This is a genomic window from Chitinophaga sp. Hz27 (assembly GCF_042263525.1).
Classification (GTDB): Bacteria; Bacteroidota; Bacteroidia; order Chitinophagales; family Chitinophagaceae; genus Chitinophaga.
Window position 1 is genome coordinate 179,832 of the sequence record NZ_JBHKFJ010000001.1, and the last position, 24,335, is coordinate 204,166.

The window sequence follows — 24,335 nt, forward strand, 5'->3', positions numbered from 1 at the left end:
TCCTATGCTACCTACACCGAAAAAATTCCTAATTGAGATGCGTGGTTATTCCCTGCATGAACTGGCCCTTACATATAGAATTAGTGACCGGACATTTAAGAAATGGATTGAACCATTTTTAGGAGATATTGGAAAGAGACGTGGCCGGTATTTCACTGTTAGGCAAGTTAAAACGATCCTGGAAAAATTGGGTATTCCTGAAGGTCAGGTCGTTGATGGAGAATAATGTTATGCAGAATCAGAAAATGTATGACTATATCTGACATAATTCTGCTCAAACCTGGAAACGAGTTTTTTGAAGCGTTGCATCTTTACATTGTCAAACACAGTAATCATCTAAAACGTAAAAAATGAGAACAGACACCACACACTATACAGGGGCAATTAATAATGTATTGCTACCTGGAACGATTCTGTTAGCGAATGTTGATGTTACAGGACTTTTTGAATATGCGCTTAAAGCGGCTGCTGGAGGTGCTGTCTGGCTTGCTTTTAAAATGGCCGGTGAATACTTTGAACGTCGGAGAAAACAGCAGGAGATCAAAGCACGTACTAACCGTATCCGTAGTAGAAAATTTAAAAAAAATGAAAATGGCTACCCTGAATAAGATCATTATGGGTACTGCTATCGGGGCTGGCGTTGTAGCTGTGTTTAGCTACTTCGCCAGAATACGTCGAGCATCCGTTCAGTTGGAAGTAATACCCAATGCGAATATTCATACACTAAGCCTGACAGGGTTGACTATACGTATTGACGCTGTTCTCAAAAATCCTACTGCTGCTGCATTTAGTGTAAAATTTCCTTATGTAAAGATTACACATAAAGGAACCTTGCTAGGAAGTAGTCAGGTTATCAATAAGGATATTAGGATTCCCGCGTATGGACAGGTGGTGATAAATGAGATAATGGTTGAAATGCCTCCGCTTAGTTTTTTTTCTGTTGCTTATGATATAATCAAAACCCTGAATAATAAGCAGTCAATTGTACTTACTGTGCAAACACTTACCACTATTGATCTTGGCTGGTCAAAAATTCCATATGAAGACAAAAAGGAAATTACTTTGAAAAAATAGTAACGATGGAAGCTGTAACAAAACGACAGATTAATTCAGGTCAGGAATACGATTTCCTTTTTCCTGCTGCCATGAATAGGGATAAGACAATTCAGGTTAATGCGACATTGGATGATACAATTGCGTTTATTCACAAGGTGGTATTAAAGACACTGCCTCAAACCCAAAAAATCGCTAAGGAACTTTCAGCTCCAACTGTATATACTACCTGTCGTAACATTTGGAATTTCGTTTACAAGAATGTGGCTTATAAAAGGGATGATGACGGACTTGAACAAATCAGAAGTCCGAGGAGAACCTGGCATGATAGAAAGACTGGCGTTGATTGCGACTGTTATAGTACGTTCATTAGTAGTATCCTTACCAATTTGAACATACCTCATAAGTTACGGATAACTAAATACAGACGGGATCACTTTCAGCACATTTATCCGATTGTACCTGATAATGGGAAAATGATAATTATTGATTGTGTAACAGACCATTTTGATAATGAAGTACCATATTCTGAAAAAAAAGACATTTCTATGAATCTACAATATTTAGACGGTATACATGGGGCTGGGCTGGGCGATAGGGGAAATGACATTGTATTTGAAGGAGGGGATGATGACATGGGAGAGCTGGGCGCAAAACCCAAAAAAAAGAAACGTGGTTTTTTTCGCAAGGTACTCAACAAAATTAATAAGATAAACCCCGCCACAGTATTGCTTCGTAATGGATTTTTAGCGGCCATGAAATTGAACCTTTTCAAAGTTGCCAGCCGTATAAAATATGCTTACCTATCACCAGAGGAAGCAACCAAACGAGGCATCATTAAGGATAAGTACGATAAACTTGTCAAAGTCAGAGAAAAGCTAGAGAACATTTTTGAAGGTGCTGGTGGAAATCCTAAGAACTTGAAGAAGGCGATTCTGAAGGGGAAAGGAAACAAGAATAAAGAGGTAGCTCTTTCTGGTTTCGGATTTCTGGATAGTGATCTTTCTGTAATGTATATGGATAGTAATACACCATTATCTGCATTGTTGGGTACAGATATATATTATGATGAAAATGTTAGAGGGATGGATGGTTTTGAGGGATTCGGTGAGTTGGGAGAACCTGTGACTGGTGCGGCGATAGCTGCTGCTTCTGCTGCTGTAGCAGCCATTGCGAAAATAATAAAGGGTATTGGAAATATTTTTGGAGGCGGCCAAAAAGGATCGGAAGATTTTTCTGAAGGTGAGACTTCGGCAGCAGATAAAGAAATTACACAAACGCCTGGATCAACTTCTTCTCCTGCGTTATTACCAGGCAATTCAATTGAACCAGAGAGTTCTGCATCATTTGCGGTATCTACTTATAGTAGCAGGGCTAGCGACAATACCACTGAACTTACTCCTGCTTCAGAGGCAACAACTTCAAATACAATGATCCCATCAACAAGTGAAGCCGCTGTGATGGAACGCACGAATGGAGTTGTGAATGATGATACTACCAATACACCACAGGAAGGCTTCTGGCAAAAAAATAAGAAGTGGCTGTTACCTACGGTCATAGGCGTGGGTAGTCTCGCTGCTATCGCCATTGGAATGAAATTGATGAAGACTTCTAATCACCCACCGACGCGTAATGGCTTGCAAGGAGTGCCAAAAAAGAGGCACCATCATAAAAAAAGGAAAAATAATATTGAATTGATGTAATACTTCCTATTCCTTATAAAAAATATCACTATGTCAAAGAATAAAAATACATATCAAAGAAAGGCGGAGCGTAGTTACTTCATGTCAATGGCGGAAGGCTTACCAACTAAGGGCAGTGCAAAGAATACCCTTATTGAAACTGCTAAAGATCTGTTCATTGGCGTAATCGGAGGTGGTTTAATCGGTTCTGCAATTGGAAAACCTTCTCTGGTAGCCGGAATAGGAGTAACTGGGGTCGGGCATTACATAGGTAATCGTTTAGTCAGTTCACTGGGTGTAGGAATGATGGCAGCGAATGGTTTTCAAACGAAGACAGTTAATGGAATCGATTCCGGTATGGATGGAGTGAAAGATCGCATGATAGCCTTTAAAGACACGTTCTCTGAGAAACTGTATTTAGATAAATTTTTGAAAAAGAAATCCGAAAGTACCTCTGTAACGGGATTCGGTGATTTACAATACTTCAACTATGCCAATGAGGTGTCTGGTTTGGCTGCTCTGGATAGTGTTGAAGAACAGATTGAGAACAGTGCAATGGCCAGATTACAGATGAGTGGAGGAAACATTGGAACAGAAGAAGATGGATTGCCAAGTTTACAGGGATCGCTCGCTGACCTTTCAGATATTTCAGACTACAATCTTTAATTACTATACCTCACAAAAAATTAAAACCTTATACTATGTTAGGACTAGACGGACTTGCAGCTATCGAAGAATACAATAATCAGGGTGCTTTACTGGGGCTTGATGGCCCTGAAGGTGATGAGATTATTGGAGAATTAAGGCGTATGAATCCTTTGAAACGCCAGCGTACCATTAATAAGCTATCAAATACAGGTGCGCCAAGTAAAGGCTCCCGTGCTGAAATGGAAAAGTTCTTTGCTGAATTACCTGCTTCTATCAAAGAGGCTTTGGTGAAAGGAGATCTCCGGCTTGCGGATACCTGCATTTATTCAATTAAGCCGGTCAACAGCAAAACCATTAAAATGTGGGAGACGCAGGACGATAAAGAAGTTGGTTTGCGTAACATCAGCAATGCGAAATTGCCCAAGAATCAGGCGTTGCTGGTTAGCGGAGTTATCTTACTGGCTGGTACTGCGGCTGATTCTACAAAGGATAAAATCATAGCCGCTGAGTACAAAGGTTTGGAAAATTTTCCTGCGTTACTGAACGGTGAGTTCAATCTGAAGTACAATAAAAAGCAGATAGTACCAGAGACAAGCAACTACGTGTTTCGTACTCAGAACTATAATTATGTGCCATTAGGCTACTATAAATTATCTAATCCCAGGTTGATTGTTGATGATGTTTTGATTGAGCTAACAATTGATTTGGGTAGTACCGATGGAGTTCCCGCTAATACTTATATATATGCGGGATTGCACGGAACCATTACAACTCCATAATTCCATCCATGAAAGGGATAGTCAATCAATGACGGCAGGTGTCCACCTGCTGTGTTTCTTTAAAAAAATTATTATGAGCAGCATTGTAAAAAAGCGATTTGATATTTCTATAACATCTCCTGATAAGGTGTTTTCTCAATCTTTTGAGCTGGATAAGAACATCACTTTTATTAAAGGGATATTGCTAACATCAGATAAAGAAGATCTGCTTTATTATAGAGGCAGTCAGAAGATCGAAGTTAATAAGCAGGAGGTTTTCCCTGAGAATTATGAAAGTAAGTTGCTTATGACTGGCATCAATGTTTCTCCAAATTTACGGTACTATAATACAGGGAATCTACCTGTGGGCAATGGTATTGTAAAAGTCTCCTACCAGGATATTAATGATACAAGGATGAATTTTGAACCCTATCGGGTTAGTGTTTATCTCGATTGTGAACAGGTTGAAATATGAATACTGAGATTATTATACATACGCTAGTGATAACTCGTGCAGGAGAGCAACAGTACTTTCAGCTCAATATCCCCCGGCATACAACAGCTATTTATGGTATAATGAATAGTGTTCAATTAATTGATGTTCCACCTATCGGAGCTACTGGGCAAATTGGTTCGCTGCAATTTCAATCTACCGGCAGAACGAATGATTGCTACAACAGCATTGTAAAACTTGAACCTGCTGTTGCATTGAAAGGGGATTTGGGATTGAAAGCATATCAGGCTGGTTTTATTAGAGAAACGGCATTGCTTACCAATGGAATTGCCCAACGGGGAGTAATGAGTGCAGAAGTAATACAGTTGCCACCTTGTAACAACTTTTATGGTAATTATAAAGACACGTTGGGGAAAGGTTTGAACAAGGATGTTAAATACCGAATTAGTATAACTCTCTGGACTACCAAAAAGTCATTATGAATACTGCACTTGCACAAGAATATATCAGGGGTAGGATGGCGGAGTTAGGGTTTGGTAACGACTATATTATACGTCTTCGCCATTATGTATTAAGGCCCAAAGTGAAAATTACTATACAGGCAGATGTACATTTTTTTCTGCTGGTGAATCCACCTGTAATGGTACGTGTGCAAAGTGGTTTTGGGATCTACGATCTGACTGTGGATTATGCAAATGAATTGCAGTATGAACACCAGGGTATTATTGAAGTGGAGAATTATGCCAGCCATTTACAGCATATTCAATTTATACAAATAATTATCCAAAACAACGATCATGCTAATAACAGAAAAGTTTGAACAGCGGAAAGTTGACGTTATTAAACGTTATCTGCAAAGGGAAGCAGAAAAGGGGCGTCCAAAGGAATTTGAAATTATGGTAGATGGATTTAAGGTTGTTCCCCGTACCGATAATATGGATGAATTTGAAGAATATGAGCAGGAAATAACTGAAAATAGTCGGAACCTCAGTATCCTTGTTTATATCAATCCAAATGCAAACCGAAATACCCGACATTCTTTTAGTCTGAATGGAGATAGTTCTACTCCGGTAACAACACCTGCAAATGGACTTGGAGAAATAGATCAGTTGATAGCTCAGAAGTTGGATGAGCGAGAAAAAGAATATGAGCTAAACCGCTTAAAGGAGCAATTGGTAGTCACAAAGACACAATTAACGGAAGCAGAAGAATACGCTGATATTTTGCAGAAGCGGATTAAGGAAATGGAAGATAAGCGTTATGCCCATGCTGTGTCGCTTGGAGAGGTAGCCAGTGTTGTGCTGAAAACGTTGGTGAAACAACATGTGTCAAGAATTCCCGGTGGTCAGGTATTGGCTGGGTTGTTAGGTACAGATTTGGCCGAAGATAATGCAATTCCTGCTCCTGCTGAAGTACCTACTCCGGTGACCTTTGAAAAAGCATCTGAAAGCGTAATGCTTGATGAGGAAACAAAAAACCGGCTTTCATTAATATCGGAAATGCAGGGTCGCTTTAATGAACAACAAATGATTGCCGTCTTTTCTATCATGGATTCATTAGTCGCATCTCCTGAAAAAATTGATTCGGTAATGCCCTTTTTAGGCTTACAAGCAGCTTAAAGTAGTTTTATTATTCACACTTCAATCTAAATATTATGAAGGATTATAATTATAACATACGTATTTCAGCATTATTGGAAAAAGATGCTACAGAAAAAGTTGCCGCACTTGCAATACTGGCGCAACATCTTAATGTAAAAGAGCTTACAAAGTTGGCGTATGTGGTGAAAAGTGACCCACTGAAATTGGCACTGGCTAAAAAATATTTGGGCGTATAGTGCTTAGATTATTACAGCTCTCTTTTCCTATTTAATTATTTCTGGTCATGCAACAAACAGAATCTCTTACACCACGGGAAAAACTAACGTATGGATTAATTGGCATAATACTGTTGGGCGGAGCTGTTGTTATTGGCCGAAAACTGATATTGAAATCAAAAGCAAACAGTGAGGAACAAAAGGCGTATGAGGGTGGTAGTTCTGCTGCGATAGCCAAACAAATCAAGATGGCGTTTGAAAATGATGGATGGTGGGGTACAGATAAAAATGCCTTGCGACAGGCCATCAGGGATGTTTCAAGTAAAGAGGTATTCGTTCAGGTTATGACTTCCTATAATCGGTTATATAACCGCACTTTAATGCGGGATATGCAGGATGAGTTAAAATCAACGGAGTTTAACGAAATCATAGCCATTATTGTCGCCAAACCAGATAAGGTTACTAATGCTGACGCATACCAGATTGGATATGAGCAATATTTATCCTGGGCTAAACGGCTGAATGCCGCTTTCAATATCTACTATGGGCCATTTCCCGGAACCGACGAAGATGCTATCAAAGCTGTTTTTCTGGAAATTCCATCTAAAGCTGCTTATCAACAAGTGGAAGCTGTCTACATGCAAACATATGGAACAGGTCTTAGTGCTGAATTAATGAGTGAGCTTGAATTCTGGGAGTATGGTTCCATGATGAAAATAATTACTGATAAACCATAACAAGATATTCTCCTATGAAAACCAAAGGCAAAAATGCCAACAATACCAGGTCGTCCTCTACCCGCAAACAACCAGTGAAGAGAAAAGGGAAAGGTAATATCGTGCTAACCGCGCTTGCGGTAGGGGCGACTGGTATTTTATGTTATTTGGGATGGCAGTACTATAAGAAACGCAAGGGAGCTACATCTGGAGGATTTGATATGAAAAGCATCTTACAACCCAATAGCTCATCTGGCACTATTGTCCAAACTCCCGGCAATAGCATTGATATTCCTCCAGCCTATGTTACACCAATTACGGTTCCAAAGACAGCCAGTAGCGGAAGTACAAGTACGGGTAGTAGCGCGAAATCATCAGCTAGTACCGTTGGATTTCCCCTTAAAAAAGGCAGTAAAGGTGCGTTGGTCAAGAATTTGCAGCAAGCCCTCATTTCTAAATATGGAAAATCCATTTTACCAAAATTTGGAGCTGACGGTGACTTCGGATCTGAAACTATTGCAGCGTTACAAAAATCAGGATTACCCTCTACTATTGATGAAAGCATGTATAATGTAATCGTTCAGGGAGGTACTACTAGTACTGATAAATCGGCCTTAGCAGGGAAACTGTTAACTGCTGCAATAGCAGCGAATTTCAACACTGTACTTAGTTTGCTAAAGCAAATAAATACGAAAGAGGAATATAAGGAGATCAGCGCTGCTTTTTCTCAGAATAGACTAAGAGGTGTTCGCCAAACTTTAGTAAATGGGCTACTCGGTACATTCACCAATGAAGCCCAAAAACAACAGATCCGTTATGAGTTTATCAGAATGGGCCTCAAATATGATGGTAGCAAATGGTCTTTGGATGGCTTTGATGGTAAATCTCTGGTGACAATAGAGCCAACAAATGTCTGGATAAATGTAAAAGAAAGCGTTAATGTTCCAGCTATGATGGTGTTAGGAGCTGAAGTTGCGAGAAAGCTCGATTATACTCTTTTTGAAAATAATGGCAGGTACTTTCTTGTAACGACCAAAAGTATTAAATACTTGTAACCCTATCACTTCCTAAATGCCGATACCATGAAAACACAGGAGTTTTTAATCCGGTATATAATTGTGCATGTTAAACCGATCAATGAATGGGCGGAGTTTAACTATCATAGTAAAAAAAACTTTCACTTTATCATTACAGTTAGTGGGAAGAAAATTCCTATGAAGAAACTGATAGGGAATGATGGATGTATTGATGTGGTGTTTGTGGGTAGTGATCGTTATGCAATGAATAGTATGGCCCTTTTTTCCTTACTGCTGGATTTATGGATAGATCATCCTGATGCGAAAATTACTTATGCGGCTGACTTTTACAATATTTCCTGCCGCCCTATTCTGATGGCTAACCACTGGCTTTTGCAACATATGCCTCATTGGATAGGGAGACGATTACCTTCCTATAGAAACCTTTTTCTATTAAAGTCACTCCTGCCTGAATTATTCACTAAATATTAAATTTTATGGAAACAGTATTACAGCAAGCCCTTGCGCAACAAGGGTACAGGGTAGTCACGCGCCCATTTGAACTGAATATTATCGGTATCCGACATAATACCGCCATTCCAAATGTATTTAAGGATAGTATAAATGTATTATTCACCGATAGTAGTGGAAAAGCAACTGCTTATAGTTGGGTAGCTACTACTGATCCGGGAACCTACTGGTTGAAGAATCCTATGAACGCCCAGGGAGCTGCTATCCTGAAACCCGGACAATATATAGGTAGCCATGCTTTAGGGATGCATAGAGGTAAATATCTGGCACTTGTTCAGGTAAGACCGGTAACGGTTATCCGGGATTTCAATAGAGATGGAAAGCCAGATTATGAGACAGGAAAGCAGGAGACTGGATTGTTTGGGATAAATATTCATCGTGCATTAGCAACAGGAACAACAAAGACTATTGATAGTTATTCTGCCGGTTGTCAGGTTTTTTCTAATGCCGATGATTTTTCACTTTTTCTGCAATTGGCCGAACGTCATAAAAGTATGTACGGGAATAGCTTTACGTATACGCTTTTAGCAGGATTGCCAGATGGTAGCCTTCCAGCATTTGATAATATGGGAAAAGTCATTTCAAAAAAAAATTGACGCTTAGTCTTGTTGGTGTGTTGCTCGCCGCTGGTATGTCATTTATTACTTATCGCATAATCAAAAAAAATACGTCCTGATGAAAACCTTAATTCCTTTTTTTCAACAGCTTTTGAAAGATAAGAACGGCAGCTATAGTTTGCGGGAACTTGTAATAGCCGTGTTATTGGTAGCATTGGTTATTAGCTGGATAGGGCAACAATTCTTCGGTAAGGAGATTCCAGAAAGTATGTTTTTCACCTTCGCCAGTTTAATTGCGGGTGGTACATTCGGTTATTCCTTTGAAAAGAAAGTTGTAAATATTCCACCTTCCAACGATCAACTACCCTCATAATCTGTTTAACCTCCCAATTCTTTTCCTATGAAACAAAATAAATTGAAATGGTGGCTCCTTATACTCATTATTTCTGTAGCAGTAGCAGGTATATTTTGGGCGTCAAATTTTATCGCTTACGATAGAACGTCTTCTGATCCAGTAGCCAAATATGAGCCATCTGTACTGCTGAGTAATTTAGTTAGGCAGGAAAAAGCAAAGAATGAAAGCATTGATTCAATAAATCTCATTAATAGCGCATTACAACGTAGGATTAATGAGACACAATCAGTACTGAATAAGTTAAAGATTGAAAATCGTTCTCATAAACAGGTAGTTGACAGCTTAATAAAATATCAAAATGAAACTAGCGATGTAGACTTAAAATTGCTTATCTGTGATAGTCTTGCAACCAGGTGTCAGGTACTTATATCGTCAAACATAGTTAAGGATAGTTTATTTGAAGAAGTGGTAAAGGATTTTGAGTGTAGGGTACTATTGAAGGATAGTATCATTGGGATACAACAGGAACACTACGATAGTTTGAAAATCAGCTATAGTAAAGTAATAGTTCGGCAGGAAGAACTTTTGATTGAGAATACTGCACAGCAAAAAACTATAAATAGGCTGAAAAGAAAAAGGGGGTTTGTTGGGATAATTGTTGCTGCCAGTAGCCTCTTTGTACTCCACGGAATTAAATAAAGGTTTATGAAAAGTAGAGAAAGGACTGTTATTGCTACTACTACCTTACTTAGCTCATTGGTGTTTTATTGGTATGCACAATCAAAAGGTAAATCTGAGGTGCCATTTCTAATGGTGGGTGCCTTTGTCGGTGCTGTTCTTGGTGAGCTGGTACTTATGGAAATCGAAAAAAATAAATAGTTATGAGTATTCAGATTTACAGCTATGGGGCTTTTATTCGGTTGGTGACTGATAGTAGTGTATTGAATCTTGCTAAACATCAAATCAAGACCATTGAAGTTGTCAGACAGGATACTGTCAAAATTAGTATTGGTGAAGGCGCTTTTAATGAAACCCTTATCAAACTGTCTGATGTCACTGTTCCGGCTAATCTGGTTGATGTAGCTGCTCTCAGGGATACTATTGCTCATATGAGCGACCATGCAAATCAATATGAAGTTGAAGCGTTGATAAAGCAACAGGTTCAAATAGATCAGCTAGTAGAAATAAAACAGTTATTCAATCTGTGGTATAGTTCCTTTCAGATTGATCTTAATTTTCAACAGTTACAGGTGAATGCACTTGTTTCCATTGGTAATCGCCTGATGGAAGCTAAGGAGAATGAGGATAGGTTGATTAGCCAGGTGCAGGAACAGACAACTGAAATGAAAGCACAATCTCTGCAACTAACAGGTGCGAATCATGTATTGGCAGACCTTAAAGCGACTAATGAAAATGCCCTGAATAAGCAGGTTGCCGTTCTGAATGTATTAAACGATATGAATGTCACTTTGGGATTAATAAAAACCATTTCTGCTGACATACTTAATGAGCTGAAAGCACAGACGAATAAACTATCAACCATTGATACTACTGTTAATGATTTGCGTTCGCAGAATAATGCCACCCACAGTAAACAGGATTATCAGAGCCAATTATTAACTGAAATAAAAACTGTTTTATCCAACCCTCATTAATTTGAAAACTATGAAAAAGAAAAAAGTCAGAAAATCGTTCTCCGGTAGTTGCAAACCTCCTTATCACATTAGTGAAGCTGGACATTTACTCAGTACAAAAGGTAGCCGAAAAGCTGGTAGCATTTTAAGTCACGATGGTAAAATTGCTAAGAAGAAGCGAAAAGCTAGAGGATGCCTAAATGGCCCGGAAGGTACATTTCGCCTGACTGCTTTGCAAAAAAAGAATCTGCCGAAGGCTTTACAAGTGGCTATAATTGAACGACACAGGAGATTAGGTAAAAGGATTCTTCCATAACCCAAATTCTATTTAAATAATGAGCAGCATTCAACAGCATATCCATATTGAGGTTCACGGTAATGCCTATCAGTATTTTGGCAACCTTCCTGATAGTCATGCTGCCGATGCTGCTCATTCTTTTTTGCCAGATGATTTGGGCACTATTGAAAAGCAGATGCCTGTCGTTACCTTCAATACTAACCGGACAACCAAAGCAGGAAAGAAAGCTCCAGATGGGATTGAAATTCGATTCGGTACTGCAAGGCCAACAGAGCCGGTTCGTGAAAAATTAAAACAACATGGATTCCAGTTTTCAGAGAAGCAGACGATGTGGTACGCCTATGACACTGAAAAATCCCGCGAACTGGCAGAGAAGTGGATGACTGAAGAAGTGGAGGTTGATACTACCCAATATGTAAAGCAGAACTTTTGGGCTTTAATTCGGAGTTACCATGAATATAATCAATTACGTGATCGTACTGAGTTATGGGTGAAAACAGATTCTCCAAAAAATTTTTATTCTAAGGAATATCTGGAACGTGCATACTCTGTAAATGATCTGATAAGTTCAGGACAACTTTATTTTAAGAAATATTTCAATAAAGCTGTTGATTCAGATGATGAACCTGGAGAACCTTCTTTATTAGATAGTACCGCAATTGCCGAAAAATTGCAGCAGTTGGCGGATAATATGAAAGATGAAATTGAAAGGAAGATCCATTCTGCTATCTCAAAACAAAGACCGACAGCCAGACGGCTAAGAATAGCAGCAGGTTTAAGGGAGGAGGGTTACAGGCTCCGGGAGATTCAGCATATATTATTTGCACTGGCAAACGCTCATAGAGATGGGAGTATTGAAAAGTTTCCTTTTTTACAAAATATCCGTTCGAGAAATCAGGTGTATCTGCTAAATAAATATGCCAATGCAATACAATTTAATTGGAAATTATCTGAGGTGTACGAACGTAACGAGGAATATTTACATCGATTAAAAATTGGAAATATAGAACAGTGGGCAGAAGCCGAGGAACAAAAGAAACTGTTGCTTGAAGCGTATTCGTCTACTAATCAGGTTTTACTCCCTCCTGCAAATGAAGCAAAGATTAGGGAGCTGGAAATGAAGGCATTTAGCGAAGATATTCCGGGCTTTTTTCCTTCACCAGCGGAATTGATTAAACATATGATAGAGGTAGCGGAATTAGAGCCAGAACATCAGATTATCGATCCATCCGCAGGAAAGGGTGATATTTTGGAGGCTATATCGACTTATTTGGCAATACCTGGTTCAAATCTCTATGCTTGTGAAATAAATTCAACCTTACGTGAAATACTGCAATTAAAGGGCTTTACATTATTGAACAGAGATTTCTTAAATCTGAAATCCGAAGACGCTAAGTTCGACCGCATATTAATGAATCCTCCTTTTGAAAATGGGCAGGACGCGGATCACATTACTCATGCACTGAGTTTGTTAAAGACGGGTGGACGTTTGGTAGCTATTGCTGGTGAGGGTGTTTTTTTTAGAGGTTTTAAAAAGGAAACAGCGTTTAGAGAATTATTACGTGAAAAGAATGCTTATGTAAGTGATACTATAACAGAGGCATTTAAGGATGCTTTTAAATCTACCCATGTTAATGTTCGTCTTGTTGTAATTAATCAGGATGGAACATCTCCCAATATAAATACCAACAATAATCGAATAGAACCTTCTCCCAATTTACCTGGTAATAATCGATTGCCAGTATCACAAGAAGCAACAGCTTTATTGGAACTGGAAGCCGAGGCAGAACTGGAACTGCTGAAACTGAGGTTAGAGATTGCCCGTAAACGTAAACAACGTCCTTTAAATGGAGTTCAGCTTTCAAAGTTACATCAGTTTCGACAAAGGGCATGGGCATTACAAAGCGATATTGCTGTATTGGATTTTAAATAATTTGGCATGTATAGTATTGTAAAATATAAACATCTTATCAGTAATCAGGATGCAGATACCCAAAAAAGGTATGGGATGATTGAGAAACTTAGCAATGGATTTACTACTGAAAATACCACTGCTTTAGCATTGGATAAACTCCTAACTGAGCAAATTGAATTGGAAACAGAGAGCGAGGTTCTTGTTGAAGAACCTGCAATCAAAAAAGTAAGCCGGTCTAAATCAAAGAATGGTAGCGATGATGTTGAAATGGCATTTACCAATTTATTTGAGGCATTAAAACAACATACTATTCCTGCTCTAAATGTTAATAATGATTCACTGCGGGATGCAATTGCTGAAACATTAAAGAGGGTTAAAATTCGATTATCTGATTTAGATGAGGATCTACAGAAACGGGTATCATCCAGCCCTGTTTTAATTAAGTATGATTTCCCCAAAACAAAAACTGCTCCGTTTAAGAAACCAGAAATTGCCGACTTTCAGAGGGTTGTTGATGATGTTATGCTTGGCAATAATGTTTTTCTTGTGGGTGGTGCTGGTACTGGGAAAACGTATTTAGCAGAAAACCTCATTGCCAAAATGGCTTTGGGCAGACAGTATATTACCATTAACTGCTCCCAATGGACAGCCCCTGTAGAGATTATTGGAGGGCAAACGATGGATGGTTTTACTGAAGGTAAGCTCATTGAGGCTTGGTCTAAGGGGTATGTACTCATATTAGATGAGCTGCCCAAAATAGACCCTAATACCGCCGGATTGCTAAATGATGCTCTGGCTAAAACGAAGGTTTCCGGTGCAATTATTTTTAACGCACGAAAGGAGAGTTTTCCGAAACATGAAGATTTTGCCTGTATCGCAACAGGTAACATCTATCCAGATAAGGAAAGTATTACTTATGGTGCTAATAATAAGCAGGATTTGTCCTTATTAGACAGGTTCTCTGGTAGTGTATATTTTATTAGTAAGAATCCAGTCATTGAAAGAGATATACTTCATAATGACATGGTATGGAGTATTTGTGATAAAATTCGGTCTGTCATCGATGAGCTGAAATACGAGGCGCAGCTATCACTCCGGTTTATGCAAAATGCCAGGGATGCTTATAATCTTGAAATGTTGAGAATAAAAGATAAAGGGAAAGATGGGGTACAGGCTAACGATGGGAAAACGTTAAAAAGTGCTGTGGATAGCTATATTTCCACGTTTACAGAAGTACAGCAAAAGAATATTAAAGACAAAATTCGATACAATGAGCTGTTTGGTCATTATGAGTATCGTGATTTTCCCACTTCCAAAATGGTATTCTAATGTTACAGGCATTTATTAAAGATGATTTTAAAAATCTATTGGAGTATCAGGCATGGGTAAATGAATCTATGGATCATCTCAATCGTAATAAGCATCAACGACAGGCGTTTTCTGAGAAAGTGATTAAGGATGTGATAATGTATCAGCCATCGTGGTTTGGCAAAGGAACAACATATGAAGAGTTGAAATCTGGTATTACGACATTTAAGAACCCGGCATTGATTGATAAGATATACAATAAGGTAAACGATAAGGTTACGGTAAATGTAAGACAACAGATAAAATCCAAAAAAGTCAATTTCAATGCAATGGGGCTGGGCGTGTTTATTTTTGATAGGGCTGCAATGGGTATGTTCCGGTTAAAAGAATATTATAGTCTGATACACGATCTGGTAGTTGATTCATCTGCTGTGCGAAAAGTAAAAAATAAGTATAGCTTAATTTCTGATGGTACTGAAGTTATTGAGCGTTGGGAACAACAGGATAATGGTATGCCGAAAATAAGAACTACCAGTAAGAATGTCTATGCTTACTTTCCTAAAAGAGATCGTGAAAAAAGATCTGTTGAAATATATCTTTCTATTGGCGGATCATCTGAAGTAGATGCTGACGATTTTATATACAGTGGGGTAAGTGCTATCATAGTTGCGCAGCTATTGGAACACGCGCATATTAGTACTAAAATAAGCATTGTTGTAGGCACATCACCGGATAATTTTAAAAAATCGGTTTTTGCTTCCATTGTACCTATTAAGAATTTTGACGAAAGTATTGATGTTAATTTGTTGGCCTTATTAAGTTCCGATCCCAGGTTTTATCGTTACGATGGATTTAAGGGGGTTGTTAGTACTTATGAACACTTTAATGCTACCGTGCCTGATGATATGGGGTACGGCTTCAACCATAGAAACAACCTTAAGGCGACCATTGAGAATTCTACATATACAGCTTCTGCTAAATTGGCTCCAAATCGTATTTATATGGGTCGTATTTTTTCTGAACAGGAAGCGATTGCTGATATAGAATCTACTATAAAGCAATTGGCTGAAACGATTAATTCTTAGAAGGATGATTCAATCAATATACAGCTTCCATTATGTTGAACAGCTAACGAATGCTGGTATTGGGGTTAATGATCTACCGGATACCTTACAGGCTTCGATTGAGCAAATGATTAACGCATTGGAGGTGTTGGAAGAATCGGATACGGCTACGAAAGAACGTTTTTTGCCACTTTTGGCACAATCAGATGCAATCATAGCTGCAATGATTTATAAATTGTATCCCCCAAAAGATGAAGTGGTAACGATCAATAAAATGAAGTTGCTATCTCTTAAAGCAAAGGCTATTAGCTTAAAAATGAGTAGTGAAAAATAATATGTTCCCTATGTTTACTATTGAAAACTATTTTAAAGCAGTTAAGGACATCCCAGTGAGTGATTTGCCTGTGAATCTAAAGGAAGCATATGATTTTGTAAAAGAGGTAACTGAAAACTATACCACCTGGTCATACTATCACTCCGATAAGGATATTCGTGCTGCCGTAGATAAGTATCTTCATAACATTTCTGTTTTTATGAAGCCGAAGAAGTCTGCTAAACAAAAAGTGGTGGCTCCAAAGTTGATACCTGTTAGTGAAGCTGTCGCATTGGATGCGGCAAAGAAATTAATCAGTGCTTATGTATTAAAGGGAGATAGCCTGATTTCTCTTAATAAAAGTCATTTGGGGGTAGCTAATGGAAACTATGATGCGCATATCAATAATAATAAAATTCACATAGATGCTATTAAAGGAGAAAAGGTGAGTTTTGTCTTTCCCTTAGAGAAGGTATACAATGAAATATTGTCTGAGAATGGTGGAGTGAAATCTTCCTCCAAAAATAAGTCCGGTCGTAAAGTGAAAACTGTGAAGACCCGGAAAGTTGCGCCTGCACCTCAAAAGCCTATCCCCGTGAGCGTCCAAGATGTTAAACCAGTAGAAAGGGTGGTGGAGGAACTGAGATTTATTAAGCGGTATGTACTTCTGCATGGTAAAACCAAAACCGATTCCCAAATTCTTAATTTCATAAATGCTCTCCAGAGAGCAATTATTGAAAAGCGTATCCGCAAGACTTCTGCCTATGCTGAGTATATTAACTATATTCAGAGTAATCTTGTCAGGGTGTATAATAAAATGAAGACTACTGTTTCCATTGAAATTAACGCCTCCAAGTTGTCTGAATTGATGAAAATCGCTGGTTCCGAAAAGGTAAGGTTGTCTGTTGCCTATATGAAAAGATACGTTGGTATACAGGGTAAGCATATTACAAAAGAGAAGGCAACGAAGCTATATAACCTGATTGCCGGAGCCATCAAGGATCAAAAAATCACTCCTAATGATCCATACATCACCCGGATGAAACGATTACTGGAATCTCTCAGAACCTTTATTAAAACCGCTGGCAAAAGTGATACTGTACAAATCCACCATGCACTGCTAAACGGTATTCAGGGGGCTTTGAATGGTTGTAGTTGTGGATGTGGTAATAAGAAAAAGCGTCATGATGGCTTGAACGGGGTTGGTCAGGATAGTGATTTAGGAGATGCGCTTCCACCAGAAACCGTGTTAAGCAGCATGGATTTCGTAAAAATGAAGTTTGATACGTTAGGTTTTACTGGAAAGTGGCGGGATCTTATTGGTGATCCTTCCCGGAATTTTTCTGTGATGATCTTTGGTAAGCCTAAGATGGGAAAGTCCTACCTCTCTGTTGATTTTGCCGCCTACTTAGCCAGAAATCATGGTAAGGTGCTGTATGTCGCTAAGGAAGAAGGTCTGGATTACACGCTCCAAGAAAAGTTGAATAGTGAAGGTATTAAACACCCTAACCTTTATGTTACTGGTGAGCTGCCATCCAATCTTGATAATTTTGATTTCATTTTCCTTGATAGCGTTAACAGGCTTGGATTGACCTCAGATGATTTACGCCAACTAAAAGGAAAATACCCTTCCAAGTCGTTCATTTTTGTATTCCAGTCTACCAAACAAGGGAATTTTAGAGGTGAGAATGCCTTCCAGCATGACGTTGATAGTGTTATTGAGGTGCCGGAAAAGGGGAGAGCGGTTCAGATGGGGAGGTTTAACCAGGGCGGGGAGATGGAGATATTTGAAAGGTTATTTTGATATTCATTATTTTTGAAATATATTGTCATTATGACATATTTATTTTGTTTAACATTAATATAATATTATATTTAAGTAAATCTGACATCCTTTATGAGTTTGGTAACTTATTTGGTTCTTTGCCAATAACTAAAACTTATTTACAGTTATGAGTGTATCCATTTGGTTTGAAACCTTCAACAACAATCTAAGAATGTCTGATGAAACTGTGAAAACAATTGCTTACCGCTACAGACGAATGACCAAACAACTAAACAAGGATTTTTGGACTACTGATTCAGAAATAGCCCATAGTTGGTATGTTGGTTCTTATGGGCGAGATACTGATATTCATGTTAGTGATATTGATATGATTTTTCAGTTGCCATATTCTGTTTACGAGAAATATAATGCCTATACAAATAATGGTCAATCCGCTTTACTGCAAGTAGTAAAGGCATCAGTTGAAACTACTTATCCATCTTCTTTAAAAGCAGACGGACAGGTAATTGTAGTAAATTTTACTGACGGAATCAGATTTGAAATTGTTCCTGCGTTCCTAAATACTTCCGGAACATTTACGTATCCAGATTCAAATAATGGTGGAAGTTGGAAGGTTACCAATCCTAAACCTGAAATCTCTGAAATTCGTGATAAAAACATCTTATGGAATAATAACTTAAAGAGGCTTGCGAGAATGGCGAGAGCATGGAAAGATAATTGGAATGTGCCGATGGGAGGACTTTTGATTGATACATTAGCCTATAATTTTATGGGAAATTGGGGGCATCGAGATAGATCATTTCTTTACTATGATTACATGAGCCGGGATTTTTTTAAATTCCTTGCGGAGCAAAGCGAGCAGCAATACTGGTTAAGTCCAGGAGGAAGACAATATGTATGGAGAACTGGGAACTTTTCGTATAAAGCTAAACAATGTTATAATATTGCTTTAGAAGCTATCGATAAAGAAACAAAATTTCCGACCACCGCTAAAGTTAAATGGAGAGATATTTATGGAACAAAGTTTCCAAGCTAATGAATTTGAGATACTGGAATCTCAACTTAGAGAAAACTATGGGAAGGTCGTGTATTCTCATAAAACACAGGAAAAGTGTGCTGATTTATTGACCAAGAGAAATAACCGGATTAAAAATTTCCAGATTATATTATCAGCTCTGATTACCACTGGGCTACTAGTTCGGGTTTTCAAAGGACAAGAATGGGCTTTGCTTCTTAGTACAGTGCTGTCGGCATTACAATTTGGGTTAACAAGTTTCTTGAAGGAGTACAATTTGGGTGAAACTATACAAAAACATGCCACTGCTGCATTGGAATTATTGGATGTGAGGGAGCAGTATCTATCCTTATTGACAGATGTTAAGGCGAGACTGGTAACGGTTGAGGATATCCGGAATAAAAGGGATGAATTACAAGGAAGGCTATCTAAAACCTACAAGGGTTCTCCCCGTACTTTTGGTAAGGCATATTCAATGGCACAGAATGCGCTCCAAAAAAATGATGAACTTACTTTTAGTGATGATGAACTTGACCGTTTTTTGCCAGCTCCGTTGAGAAAAAATCACAATCAAATTATGTTGTGATTTTTTCATATGGGTACTTGTCAATTAGTTAATCGACATTCCAGGTGTTTTCCGGATCTCCTTCAAATGCATCGTAGATATCATCATCTGACCATCCATTGTATCCGTTAAACTCTGAGTATTGATCTGAAGTTTCCCATTCACCACTTTCGCTAATTTCTTCTGAAGGCTCATATGCTGTAATAGTAAACAGGTTGTATGGGCCGTATTTTCCATTTGACGAACATCTTGAAAGGTCCAAAGAGATAGTTCTATCATTCTTGATGAGGCTAACTAATTCTCTTTCTATTTTGATTGTGAGTTTTCGGTGAAAGTCCCAATGACATAGATAGCTGGTAATATTTCCTTCAAAATCTTTTATGGTTCTCAGTTCTATATTACTTATTTGTAACAAATTCTTGATTTCGTCGATGGTTACATGCTCAAGTAAATTAAAGTTGAAGGATTCAGGATACTGTTGTATTTCCGCTGGTGACATTTTTATTAATATTGTAATTGTCATAAATATATAAAATATTTTCACCATTTTTTAAATCAAACTTGGAAAACAACCTTCGTCTCCTGTCGGTTATTTAGTTTTAGTGGTTAATTCCCATTCCGGCTTTTCCCGGCAATATTGGTCAATAAAAGCCGTGATTTTACCTAAATCTTTAGCAAAAAGGGTCGAAAGTTTGAAACGTCTCTCCGCAGAAAAGGAAACAATCAGAAATGGTTGTTTCCTTTTTTTATGCCCATTTGAAACCTGTATCATTTTCCCGAAATTGGAAACGCATCCCGATTACTTATGGAACTCAGTATTAAAAAAGTAAATGAAATATTAGAAAGATTATTAAAATCAGATATCTCAAGGGATGATGCTTCTGTCTGGGCTTTTAACCTAATGCAGGCTGCTGATAATGGAAGGCTGGTATATTACCCACCGGAGAAAGAAGCTATTTTATGGGAGGCGATTATATTTATTGAGGGATTGGATCTTAGAGAGGAGCCAGATATTTACTTGCACAATGAGATGGATATTCGTGAATTCTTGCAGCATGTCCTCAATGAGACCAAATAATAAGAATTAATCAAAAATAGAGATAACAACTTCTGCTAATTGTGTTGCCTAATTTCTCTACATGGCAAGTTGAACAGGCGTTTGACCGAAATTCACTACTATATTTAAATAAATAATGCAGTTATATTTTAATAAAATTGTTTGCGAACCATTTAATGAATTTATTCCATATACTTCATTAAACCCTATTCCAGTAATAATAAAGTTTTTTAAGACTCCAATTATAAGTAATACCATATATGCAAGGAATTTAGCTGAAAATAATTTTATTGAATTCAGCTTTTATACGCGTACAAGAAAGCTATATGAGCTTGCAGTAGTTAATATAATAGAAGGATCAGTTAAATTGGGTGCTAATGATTTCTTAGGTGGAGATGAGTTTTATGAATGTTATATTGAAGAAGATAGTGAATTAGAGATTTCCAAACCTATTAGCATTCTACGCTCAGATAAATCATTAATTTTTTTGTGGAATGAACAACCTTCCAAAACATATCAGATTACTAAAAACTGCATGCTGGGCATAGATAGCAACAACAATCTATGCGCTGTCATGTTGATTAACCTAAATACTGAAATCATTTATCAGATATTAGGTTTCTGACAAAGTCCATAAGAATAAGCTTTCTTAGTGTAAATTGCAGCTCATTTAGTAGTACTAAGTACTGACGTGCGGTAATATTCGAACTTTTAACTATGTACAAAGCGATTTTCTTCGATGTAGACGATACTTTGCTAAACTTTAAATCTTCCAGTAAATCAGCTTTGACAAAAGCTTTTGAAACACAGGAGTTATTGTTGACCGATGCTATTTTCGAAACTTTTTGTGAGGTGGACCAGGCATTGTGGGCAAAACAAAAACAACGCTTAATATCAGTACAAGAGGTAATTGATACGAGATTTGGACAATTTTTTGAACGACTAAACATTCATCATTCTGCCAAGGAAATGAATGATAGCTACATGCAAAATCTGTATAAAGAATATTCCCTCGAACCCCAGGCCCTGGAAGTCGTTCAGTATTTAAATCCTAAATATCCATTATACGTGGCCTCTAATGGCTACCTGGCTATGCAGCAAAGCCGCCTGAAATTAGCAGGTCTAATCCAATCATTTGCTGATTTGTATGTATCAGATGATATCGGCTTTGAAAAGCCGGATAACCGCTTTTTTGAAGAGGCTATGCATCGCAGTAAACTGAAAAGTGAAGAAATATTATTCGTTGGTGATAGCCTGGAGGCGGATATTACAGGCGCTGCTACCAGTAATATTGCTACCTGTTGGTATAATCCCGGTAATAAGCAGAATAAATTGCCTGTGCAACCTGATTATACTATTCAACATTTATCTCAATTGACAGAGATAGTCTGACTAAAAGATAAAAATATTTGTACGCTAAAGGTGATATGTAAAATGGCAAAAGATACTGTTAAGGTTGGGCCAACATTTTAGGACAAAGCGACTACGCTACAGTTATATTGCTTTGGATAATTGATATATTTCTTCATCAAAGTGGGGCTCGCCTTCGTTGATTGAAGGATAATATTTACCAATGATTTGTTGAATCAAAGAAAAGGTTTGTTCGCTCTGTACTGGCAGAGATATTAATTCATCTATAAATTTACTAATAAGTCTTATTTTCTTTTCTTGGTATTGACTGATCATGAAATTTGAATCATTAAGACTTTGATGCAATACTATCATAGAATCGATCTTTTTGATATCATCCAGCAGATCTAATAGTCTATTTAATTCAATTTTGTTCATACTATCAAATTTAATAAATTATTTCTATAAAACCCTCTGGGTGTTTTTGCCCGTTCCGGCTTCTCCTGGTTTTGTCAAAATGGTCCATCCAATACATTTGATCTCCAATGAAAAGCGGATACTTTTTATCGTTACGAGGATAAGTGGGGATTAGATAAGCATCAACATTATATTTATCTAAAGATTGGGGATATTTAAATGGGTCTAAAGCGTTTCCTAGTCCTGCGATTATGGCGCCATCAATAAAAGTAACGAGGTCAATATCACTAGGTTCTTGTACCTTGGTGACAAAGGAGCCATCGATCCACTGTAAAAGTGGAATCCATTCATGACCCTTTTCAAATCTTCTGAATAACTTAGATAATTGTTATATAACTCTGTTCTCTTCTCACTGGAAACACTATTTACAAATTGCATTCTAAATTCAGTCAATGTAGACTTGATATTGGTATTCGGAACAAGGTGTCCTCTGTGATTGAATGTGAGCATAAACAATGGTAGTTGGTTTTTGATATGGGCTGCTACAGTATGGCATAAAGATAAGGAGTAATTAATAAAAAGGATCTATTCATTATTATGAATAGACCCTTCATTTTGAGTAGACAAAAAATCAATATTGTGATTCGCTTGATTTCATTTTACCTACCACATACGCAAATACCACTGCAATTACCAAAGCAAAAATCCCCGCTGCCAGAACAGTAACCGGGGCGCCTATATGTTCAGCTGCAACCCCAATGAGCAGACTACCTAACGGCATCATCCCAAAAGCTGCCATCAGGAATATGCTGATAGCTCTCCCGCGGAACTCAGGAGCTGCCTCAGATTGTACAATGATATTAGATATATTAAACTGTGCTGCGGAGCCAAGGCCCGCCAGCAGTATGAAGAACATCGCCAATGGGAAATTCATTACCTGTGAAAAGAAGATTAATCCCATACTGAGTAAAAGTGTAGTCGCCAATAAGATCCGCTTCATATTAGCATCTGGCCGACGCGTAGTGAGATAAACAGTACACACCACTGCGCCTATTCCAATAAAACTATTTATATAACCAAATGTAGATGCATCTCCCTTAAAAATTACTTTGGCAAACACGGGCAACACAGTGCTGAAAGGTAATACCAATAAGCTCATCAGACTCATTCGTAAAATGATCATCCCAATATTCGGGTGATTTACGATGTAGCTGAATCCTTCTTTAAAATCTGTCATTACTTTTTTATCCGTCTGCTTAGGGACATACGCAGGTAATTCCATAAAGTACAAGGAAATAATAACCGCAAGAAAAGTAATTGCATTGCCTATAAAGCATACAGATGCCCCAAAGGAATTAAGTACAATACCCGCCAGCGCAGGGCCAAAGAGCTGTGCTATACTTGCGGTGGCCGCCGAAAAAGAGATCGCACTTGGTAAATCTTCTTTGTTTGTCACCACATCGTTCAGCAGGGTTTGGCGTGCCGGGATATCAAATGCATTGACAATACCCAGGATGATACTGAGAGTGAGAATAAGCCAGATAATCGGATGCCCGAAGATCACCAGCAAAGCAAGTACGATCGATTGTATCATCGAAATGATCTGCGTAATTTGTATGATCCTGTAACGGTTCCAGCGATCAGCAGCCACGCCACCCATGATTGATAACAGAAAGGAAGGAAAGGTTTCCGCAAAAACAGTAACGCCTAGCAAAAAAGAAGAATGTGTAATTGAGTATACCACCCAAACTACCGCAGTACGCTGCATCCAGGTGCCTAACTGTGAAATAGTTTTTCCACTGATGTAAAGTGTATAATTGCGATTCTTTAAAACAGATAGAATATGTAAATTCTTTGCGTTTAACATGAGCGGATTTTTGCGGGTAGATTATCCGGCAATATATGATTGTCTACGAAAAATTATATGACAAATTTGCCACATCCGATTTTTATTTATGGAAAAATAATAGCATGGTTTAAGAAATATTTTAGCATCATGTAGCAGTTTTAAATTGCCTATTTTTAGG

General features: G+C 38.0%; 34 protein-coding genes. 30 read left to right on the plus strand and 4 right to left on the minus strand.

The window, feature by feature from the left end; all coding sequences use genetic code 11:
• Positions 1 to 4: 4 nt before the first annotated feature.
• From ACE38W_RS00870 to ACE38W_RS01000, 27 genes are all read left to right on the plus strand, one after another.
• Positions 5 to 226, plus strand: coding sequence for a hypothetical protein (locus tag ACE38W_RS00870; protein ID WP_375828328.1), 222 nt, complete (start codon positions 5 to 7; stop codon positions 224 to 226).
• 124 nt (positions 227 to 350) lie between these two features.
• Positions 351 to 608 (plus strand): hypothetical protein, encoded by a 258-nt coding sequence (locus ACE38W_RS00875; RefSeq protein ID WP_375828330.1) that lies wholly within the window; start codon positions 351 to 353, stop codon positions 606 to 608.
• Positions 592 to 1,074 (plus strand): hypothetical protein, encoded by a 483-nt coding sequence (locus ACE38W_RS00880; protein ID WP_375828331.1) that lies wholly within the window; start codon positions 592 to 594, stop codon positions 1,072 to 1,074. Before ACE38W_RS00875 ends, ACE38W_RS00880 begins: the two co-directional genes overlap by 17 nt.
• Before the next feature lie 5 nt (positions 1,075 to 1,079).
• Positions 1,080 to 2,756: a transglutaminase-like domain-containing protein gene (locus ACE38W_RS00885; RefSeq protein WP_375828332.1), complete on the plus strand. Its 1,677-nt coding sequence runs from the start codon at positions 1,080 to 1,082 to the stop codon at positions 2,754 to 2,756.
• 30 nt (positions 2,757 to 2,786) lie between these two features.
• Positions 2,787 to 3,401, plus strand: a complete 615-nt coding sequence (locus ACE38W_RS00890) for a hypothetical protein (protein WP_375828333.1) — start codon at positions 2,787 to 2,789, stop codon at positions 3,399 to 3,401.
• A gap of 35 nt (positions 3,402 to 3,436) precedes the next feature.
• Complete coding sequence (locus tag ACE38W_RS00895; protein ID WP_375828334.1) at positions 3,437 to 4,162, plus strand: hypothetical protein; 726 nt, start codon at positions 3,437 to 3,439, stop codon at positions 4,160 to 4,162.
• A 73-nt stretch (positions 4,163 to 4,235) separates the two neighbouring features.
• The gene (locus ACE38W_RS00900) at positions 4,236 to 4,616 is read left to right on the plus strand and encodes a hypothetical protein (RefSeq protein ID WP_375828335.1); all 381 of its coding nucleotides are present in this window, start codon (positions 4,236 to 4,238) and stop codon (positions 4,614 to 4,616) included.
• Positions 4,613 to 5,077: a hypothetical protein gene (locus ACE38W_RS00905; protein ID WP_375828336.1), complete on the plus strand. Its 465-nt coding sequence runs from the start codon at positions 4,613 to 4,615 to the stop codon at positions 5,075 to 5,077. Before ACE38W_RS00900 ends, ACE38W_RS00905 begins: the two co-directional genes overlap by 4 nt.
• Positions 5,074 to 5,415: a hypothetical protein gene (locus tag ACE38W_RS00910; RefSeq protein WP_375828337.1), complete on the plus strand. Its 342-nt coding sequence runs from the start codon at positions 5,074 to 5,076 to the stop codon at positions 5,413 to 5,415. The genes ACE38W_RS00905 and ACE38W_RS00910 overlap by 4 nt, the downstream gene beginning before the upstream one ends.
• A complete protein-coding gene (locus tag ACE38W_RS00915; protein ID WP_375828338.1) occupies positions 5,393 to 6,214 on the plus strand; it encodes a hypothetical protein in 822 nt (273 codons plus the stop codon). The genes ACE38W_RS00910 and ACE38W_RS00915 overlap by 23 nt, the downstream gene beginning before the upstream one ends.
• A 35-nt stretch (positions 6,215 to 6,249) precedes the next feature.
• On the plus strand, positions 6,250 to 6,432 hold the full coding sequence (locus tag ACE38W_RS00920; RefSeq protein WP_375828339.1) for a hypothetical protein: 183 nt from the start codon (positions 6,250 to 6,252) through the stop codon (positions 6,430 to 6,432).
• A 47-nt stretch (positions 6,433 to 6,479) separates the two neighbouring features.
• A complete protein-coding gene (locus ACE38W_RS00925) occupies positions 6,480 to 7,148 on the plus strand; it encodes a hypothetical protein (RefSeq protein ID WP_375828340.1) in 669 nt (222 codons plus the stop codon).
• A gap of 14 nt (positions 7,149 to 7,162) precedes the next feature.
• On the plus strand, positions 7,163 to 8,182 hold the full coding sequence (locus tag ACE38W_RS00930; RefSeq protein WP_375828341.1) for a peptidoglycan-binding protein: 1,020 nt from the start codon (positions 7,163 to 7,165) through the stop codon (positions 8,180 to 8,182).
• 27 nt (positions 8,183 to 8,209) lie between these two features.
• A complete protein-coding gene (locus ACE38W_RS00935) occupies positions 8,210 to 8,635 on the plus strand; it encodes a hypothetical protein (RefSeq protein WP_375828342.1) in 426 nt (141 codons plus the stop codon).
• A gap of 5 nt (positions 8,636 to 8,640) precedes the next feature.
• Positions 8,641 to 9,270, plus strand: coding sequence for a hypothetical protein (locus ACE38W_RS00940; RefSeq protein ID WP_375828343.1), 630 nt, complete (start codon positions 8,641 to 8,643; stop codon positions 9,268 to 9,270).
• Positions 9,271 to 9,349: 79 nt separating this feature from the next.
• Entirely contained in the window at positions 9,350 to 9,604 is a 255-nt protein-coding gene (locus ACE38W_RS00945; RefSeq protein WP_375828344.1) for a hypothetical protein, read from the plus strand.
• A 27-nt stretch (positions 9,605 to 9,631) separates the two neighbouring features.
• Positions 9,632 to 10,285: a hypothetical protein gene (locus ACE38W_RS00950; RefSeq protein ID WP_375828345.1), complete on the plus strand. Its 654-nt coding sequence runs from the start codon at positions 9,632 to 9,634 to the stop codon at positions 10,283 to 10,285.
• Between the two features lie 6 nt (positions 10,286 to 10,291).
• Positions 10,292 to 10,465: a hypothetical protein gene (locus tag ACE38W_RS00955; RefSeq protein WP_375828346.1), complete on the plus strand. Its 174-nt coding sequence runs from the start codon at positions 10,292 to 10,294 to the stop codon at positions 10,463 to 10,465.
• A 2-nt stretch (positions 10,466 to 10,467) separates the two neighbouring features.
• Positions 10,468 to 11,241, plus strand: coding sequence for a hypothetical protein (locus ACE38W_RS00960; RefSeq protein WP_375828347.1), 774 nt, complete (start codon positions 10,468 to 10,470; stop codon positions 11,239 to 11,241).
• Positions 11,242 to 11,251: 10 nt separating this feature from the next.
• Positions 11,252 to 11,536, plus strand: a complete 285-nt coding sequence (locus tag ACE38W_RS00965) for a hypothetical protein (RefSeq protein ID WP_375828348.1) — start codon at positions 11,252 to 11,254, stop codon at positions 11,534 to 11,536.
• Between the two features lie 19 nt (positions 11,537 to 11,555).
• Positions 11,556 to 13,451: a methyltransferase gene (locus tag ACE38W_RS00970; RefSeq protein ID WP_375828349.1), complete on the plus strand. Its 1,896-nt coding sequence runs from the start codon at positions 11,556 to 11,558 to the stop codon at positions 13,449 to 13,451.
• Positions 13,452 to 13,457: 6 nt separating this feature from the next.
• Positions 13,458 to 14,762 carry an AAA family ATPase gene (locus ACE38W_RS00975; protein ID WP_375828350.1) on the plus strand — a complete coding sequence of 435 codons (1,305 nt, stop codon included), beginning with the start codon at positions 13,458 to 13,460 and terminating at the stop codon, positions 14,760 to 14,762.
• Positions 14,762 to 15,826: a hypothetical protein gene (locus ACE38W_RS00980; RefSeq protein WP_375828351.1), complete on the plus strand. Its 1,065-nt coding sequence runs from the start codon at positions 14,762 to 14,764 to the stop codon at positions 15,824 to 15,826. The genes ACE38W_RS00975 and ACE38W_RS00980 overlap by 1 nt, the downstream gene beginning before the upstream one ends.
• A gap of 4 nt (positions 15,827 to 15,830) precedes the next feature.
• On the plus strand, positions 15,831 to 16,139 hold the full coding sequence (locus tag ACE38W_RS00985; RefSeq protein ID WP_375828352.1) for a hypothetical protein: 309 nt from the start codon (positions 15,831 to 15,833) through the stop codon (positions 16,137 to 16,139).
• A gap of 10 nt (positions 16,140 to 16,149) precedes the next feature.
• Complete coding sequence (locus tag ACE38W_RS00990; RefSeq protein ID WP_375828353.1) at positions 16,150 to 17,922, plus strand: hypothetical protein; 1,773 nt, start codon at positions 16,150 to 16,152, stop codon at positions 17,920 to 17,922.
• 148 nt (positions 17,923 to 18,070) lie between these two features.
• Complete coding sequence (locus ACE38W_RS00995; protein ID WP_375828354.1) at positions 18,071 to 18,940, plus strand: hypothetical protein; 870 nt, start codon at positions 18,071 to 18,073, stop codon at positions 18,938 to 18,940.
• Positions 18,918 to 19,505 (plus strand): SLATT domain-containing protein, encoded by a 588-nt coding sequence (locus ACE38W_RS01000; protein WP_375828355.1) that lies wholly within the window; start codon positions 18,918 to 18,920, stop codon positions 19,503 to 19,505. The genes ACE38W_RS00995 and ACE38W_RS01000 overlap by 23 nt, the downstream gene beginning before the upstream one ends.
• Before the next feature lie 28 nt (positions 19,506 to 19,533).
• On the opposite strand, the gene ACE38W_RS01005 is transcribed toward ACE38W_RS01000, so the two are convergent.
• The gene (locus ACE38W_RS01005) at positions 19,534 to 19,983 is read right to left on the minus strand and encodes a hypothetical protein (RefSeq protein ID WP_375828356.1); all 450 of its coding nucleotides are present in this window, start codon (positions 19,981 to 19,983) and stop codon (positions 19,534 to 19,536) included.
• Between the two features lie 306 nt (positions 19,984 to 20,289).
• Between ACE38W_RS01005 and ACE38W_RS01010 the strand changes: the two genes are divergently transcribed.
• The 3 genes from ACE38W_RS01010 to ACE38W_RS01020 all read left to right on the plus strand — a co-directional run bounded on the left by ACE38W_RS01010 (position 20,290) and on the right by ACE38W_RS01020 (position 21,933).
• Positions 20,290 to 20,562, plus strand: coding sequence for a hypothetical protein (locus tag ACE38W_RS01010; protein ID WP_375828357.1), 273 nt, complete (start codon positions 20,290 to 20,292; stop codon positions 20,560 to 20,562).
• A 115-nt stretch (positions 20,563 to 20,677) separates the two neighbouring features.
• The gene (locus ACE38W_RS01015; protein ID WP_375828358.1) at positions 20,678 to 21,166 is read left to right on the plus strand and encodes a hypothetical protein; all 489 of its coding nucleotides are present in this window, start codon (positions 20,678 to 20,680) and stop codon (positions 21,164 to 21,166) included.
• A 92-nt stretch (positions 21,167 to 21,258) separates the two neighbouring features.
• Positions 21,259 to 21,933, plus strand: coding sequence for a YjjG family noncanonical pyrimidine nucleotidase (locus ACE38W_RS01020; protein WP_375828359.1), 675 nt, complete (start codon positions 21,259 to 21,261; stop codon positions 21,931 to 21,933).
• Between the two features lie 102 nt (positions 21,934 to 22,035).
• On the opposite strand, the gene ACE38W_RS01025 is transcribed toward ACE38W_RS01020, so the two are convergent.
• The 3 genes from ACE38W_RS01025 to ACE38W_RS01035 form a co-directional block, all read right to left on the minus strand.
• A complete protein-coding gene (locus ACE38W_RS01025) occupies positions 22,036 to 22,329 on the minus strand; it encodes a hypothetical protein (RefSeq protein WP_375828360.1) in 294 nt (97 codons plus the stop codon).
• A 10-nt stretch (positions 22,330 to 22,339) separates the two neighbouring features.
• Positions 22,340 to 22,651, minus strand: coding sequence for a DUF6932 family protein (locus ACE38W_RS01030; RefSeq protein ID WP_375828905.1), 312 nt, complete (start codon positions 22,649 to 22,651; stop codon positions 22,340 to 22,342).
• Positions 22,652 to 22,939: 288 nt separating this feature from the next.
• Positions 22,940 to 24,175, minus strand: a complete 1,236-nt coding sequence (locus tag ACE38W_RS01035) for an MFS transporter (protein WP_375828361.1) — start codon at positions 24,173 to 24,175, stop codon at positions 22,940 to 22,942.
• Positions 24,176 to 24,335 lie beyond the last annotated feature (160 nt).

Bases quoted from the DNA above. Each gene is read 5' to 3' on its own strand.
- ACE38W_RS00870 (WP_375828328.1), top strand. From the start codon at position 5: ATGCTACCTACACCGAAAAAATTCCTAATTGAGATGCGTGGTTATTCC.
- ACE38W_RS00875 (WP_375828330.1), top strand. From the start codon at position 351: ATGAGAACAGACACCACACACTATACAGGGGCAATTAATAATGTATTG.
- ACE38W_RS00880 (WP_375828331.1), top strand. From the start codon at position 592: ATGGCTACCCTGAATAAGATCATTATGGGTACTGCTATCGGGGCTGGC.
- ACE38W_RS00885 (WP_375828332.1), top strand. From the start codon at position 1,080: ATGGAAGCTGTAACAAAACGACAGATTAATTCAGGTCAGGAATACGAT.
- ACE38W_RS00890 (WP_375828333.1), top strand. From the start codon at position 2,787: ATGTCAAAGAATAAAAATACATATCAAAGAAAGGCGGAGCGTAGTTAC.
- ACE38W_RS00895 (WP_375828334.1), top strand. From the start codon at position 3,437: ATGTTAGGACTAGACGGACTTGCAGCTATCGAAGAATACAATAATCAG.
- ACE38W_RS00900 (WP_375828335.1), top strand. From the start codon at position 4,236: ATGAGCAGCATTGTAAAAAAGCGATTTGATATTTCTATAACATCTCCT.
- ACE38W_RS00905 (WP_375828336.1), top strand. From the start codon at position 4,613: ATGAATACTGAGATTATTATACATACGCTAGTGATAACTCGTGCAGGA.
- ACE38W_RS00910 (WP_375828337.1), top strand. From the start codon at position 5,074: ATGAATACTGCACTTGCACAAGAATATATCAGGGGTAGGATGGCGGAG.
- ACE38W_RS00915 (WP_375828338.1), top strand. From the start codon at position 5,393: ATGCTAATAACAGAAAAGTTTGAACAGCGGAAAGTTGACGTTATTAAA.
- ACE38W_RS00920 (WP_375828339.1), top strand. From the start codon at position 6,250: ATGAAGGATTATAATTATAACATACGTATTTCAGCATTATTGGAAAAA.
- ACE38W_RS00925 (WP_375828340.1), top strand. From the start codon at position 6,480: ATGCAACAAACAGAATCTCTTACACCACGGGAAAAACTAACGTATGGA.
- ACE38W_RS00930 (WP_375828341.1), top strand. From the start codon at position 7,163: ATGAAAACCAAAGGCAAAAATGCCAACAATACCAGGTCGTCCTCTACC.
- ACE38W_RS00935 (WP_375828342.1), top strand. From the start codon at position 8,210: ATGAAAACACAGGAGTTTTTAATCCGGTATATAATTGTGCATGTTAAA.
- ACE38W_RS00940 (WP_375828343.1), top strand. From the start codon at position 8,641: ATGGAAACAGTATTACAGCAAGCCCTTGCGCAACAAGGGTACAGGGTA.
- ACE38W_RS00945 (WP_375828344.1), top strand. From the start codon at position 9,350: ATGAAAACCTTAATTCCTTTTTTTCAACAGCTTTTGAAAGATAAGAAC.
- ACE38W_RS00950 (WP_375828345.1), top strand. From the start codon at position 9,632: ATGAAACAAAATAAATTGAAATGGTGGCTCCTTATACTCATTATTTCT.
- ACE38W_RS00955 (WP_375828346.1), top strand. From the start codon at position 10,292: ATGAAAAGTAGAGAAAGGACTGTTATTGCTACTACTACCTTACTTAGC.
- ACE38W_RS00960 (WP_375828347.1), top strand. From the start codon at position 10,468: ATGAGTATTCAGATTTACAGCTATGGGGCTTTTATTCGGTTGGTGACT.
- ACE38W_RS00965 (WP_375828348.1), top strand. From the start codon at position 11,252: ATGAAAAAGAAAAAAGTCAGAAAATCGTTCTCCGGTAGTTGCAAACCT.
- ACE38W_RS00970 (WP_375828349.1), top strand. From the start codon at position 11,556: ATGAGCAGCATTCAACAGCATATCCATATTGAGGTTCACGGTAATGCC.
- ACE38W_RS00975 (WP_375828350.1), top strand. From the start codon at position 13,458: ATGTATAGTATTGTAAAATATAAACATCTTATCAGTAATCAGGATGCA.
- ACE38W_RS00980 (WP_375828351.1), top strand. From the start codon at position 14,762: ATGTTACAGGCATTTATTAAAGATGATTTTAAAAATCTATTGGAGTAT.
- ACE38W_RS00985 (WP_375828352.1), top strand. From the start codon at position 15,831: ATGATTCAATCAATATACAGCTTCCATTATGTTGAACAGCTAACGAAT.
- ACE38W_RS00990 (WP_375828353.1), top strand. From the start codon at position 16,150: ATGTTTACTATTGAAAACTATTTTAAAGCAGTTAAGGACATCCCAGTG.
- ACE38W_RS00995 (WP_375828354.1), top strand. From the start codon at position 18,071: ATGAGTGTATCCATTTGGTTTGAAACCTTCAACAACAATCTAAGAATG.
- ACE38W_RS01000 (WP_375828355.1), top strand. From the start codon at position 18,918: ATGGAACAAAGTTTCCAAGCTAATGAATTTGAGATACTGGAATCTCAA.
- ACE38W_RS01005 (WP_375828356.1), bottom strand. From the start codon at position 19,983: ATGTCACCAGCGGAAATACAACAGTATCCTGAATCCTTCAACTTTAAT.
- ACE38W_RS01010 (WP_375828357.1), top strand. From the start codon at position 20,290: ATGGAACTCAGTATTAAAAAAGTAAATGAAATATTAGAAAGATTATTA.
- ACE38W_RS01015 (WP_375828358.1), top strand. From the start codon at position 20,678: ATGCAGTTATATTTTAATAAAATTGTTTGCGAACCATTTAATGAATTT.
- ACE38W_RS01020 (WP_375828359.1), top strand. From the start codon at position 21,259: ATGTACAAAGCGATTTTCTTCGATGTAGACGATACTTTGCTAAACTTT.
- ACE38W_RS01025 (WP_375828360.1), bottom strand. From the start codon at position 22,329: ATGAACAAAATTGAATTAAATAGACTATTAGATCTGCTGGATGATATC.
- ACE38W_RS01035 (WP_375828361.1), bottom strand. From the start codon at position 24,175: ATGTTAAACGCAAAGAATTTACATATTCTATCTGTTTTAAAGAATCGC.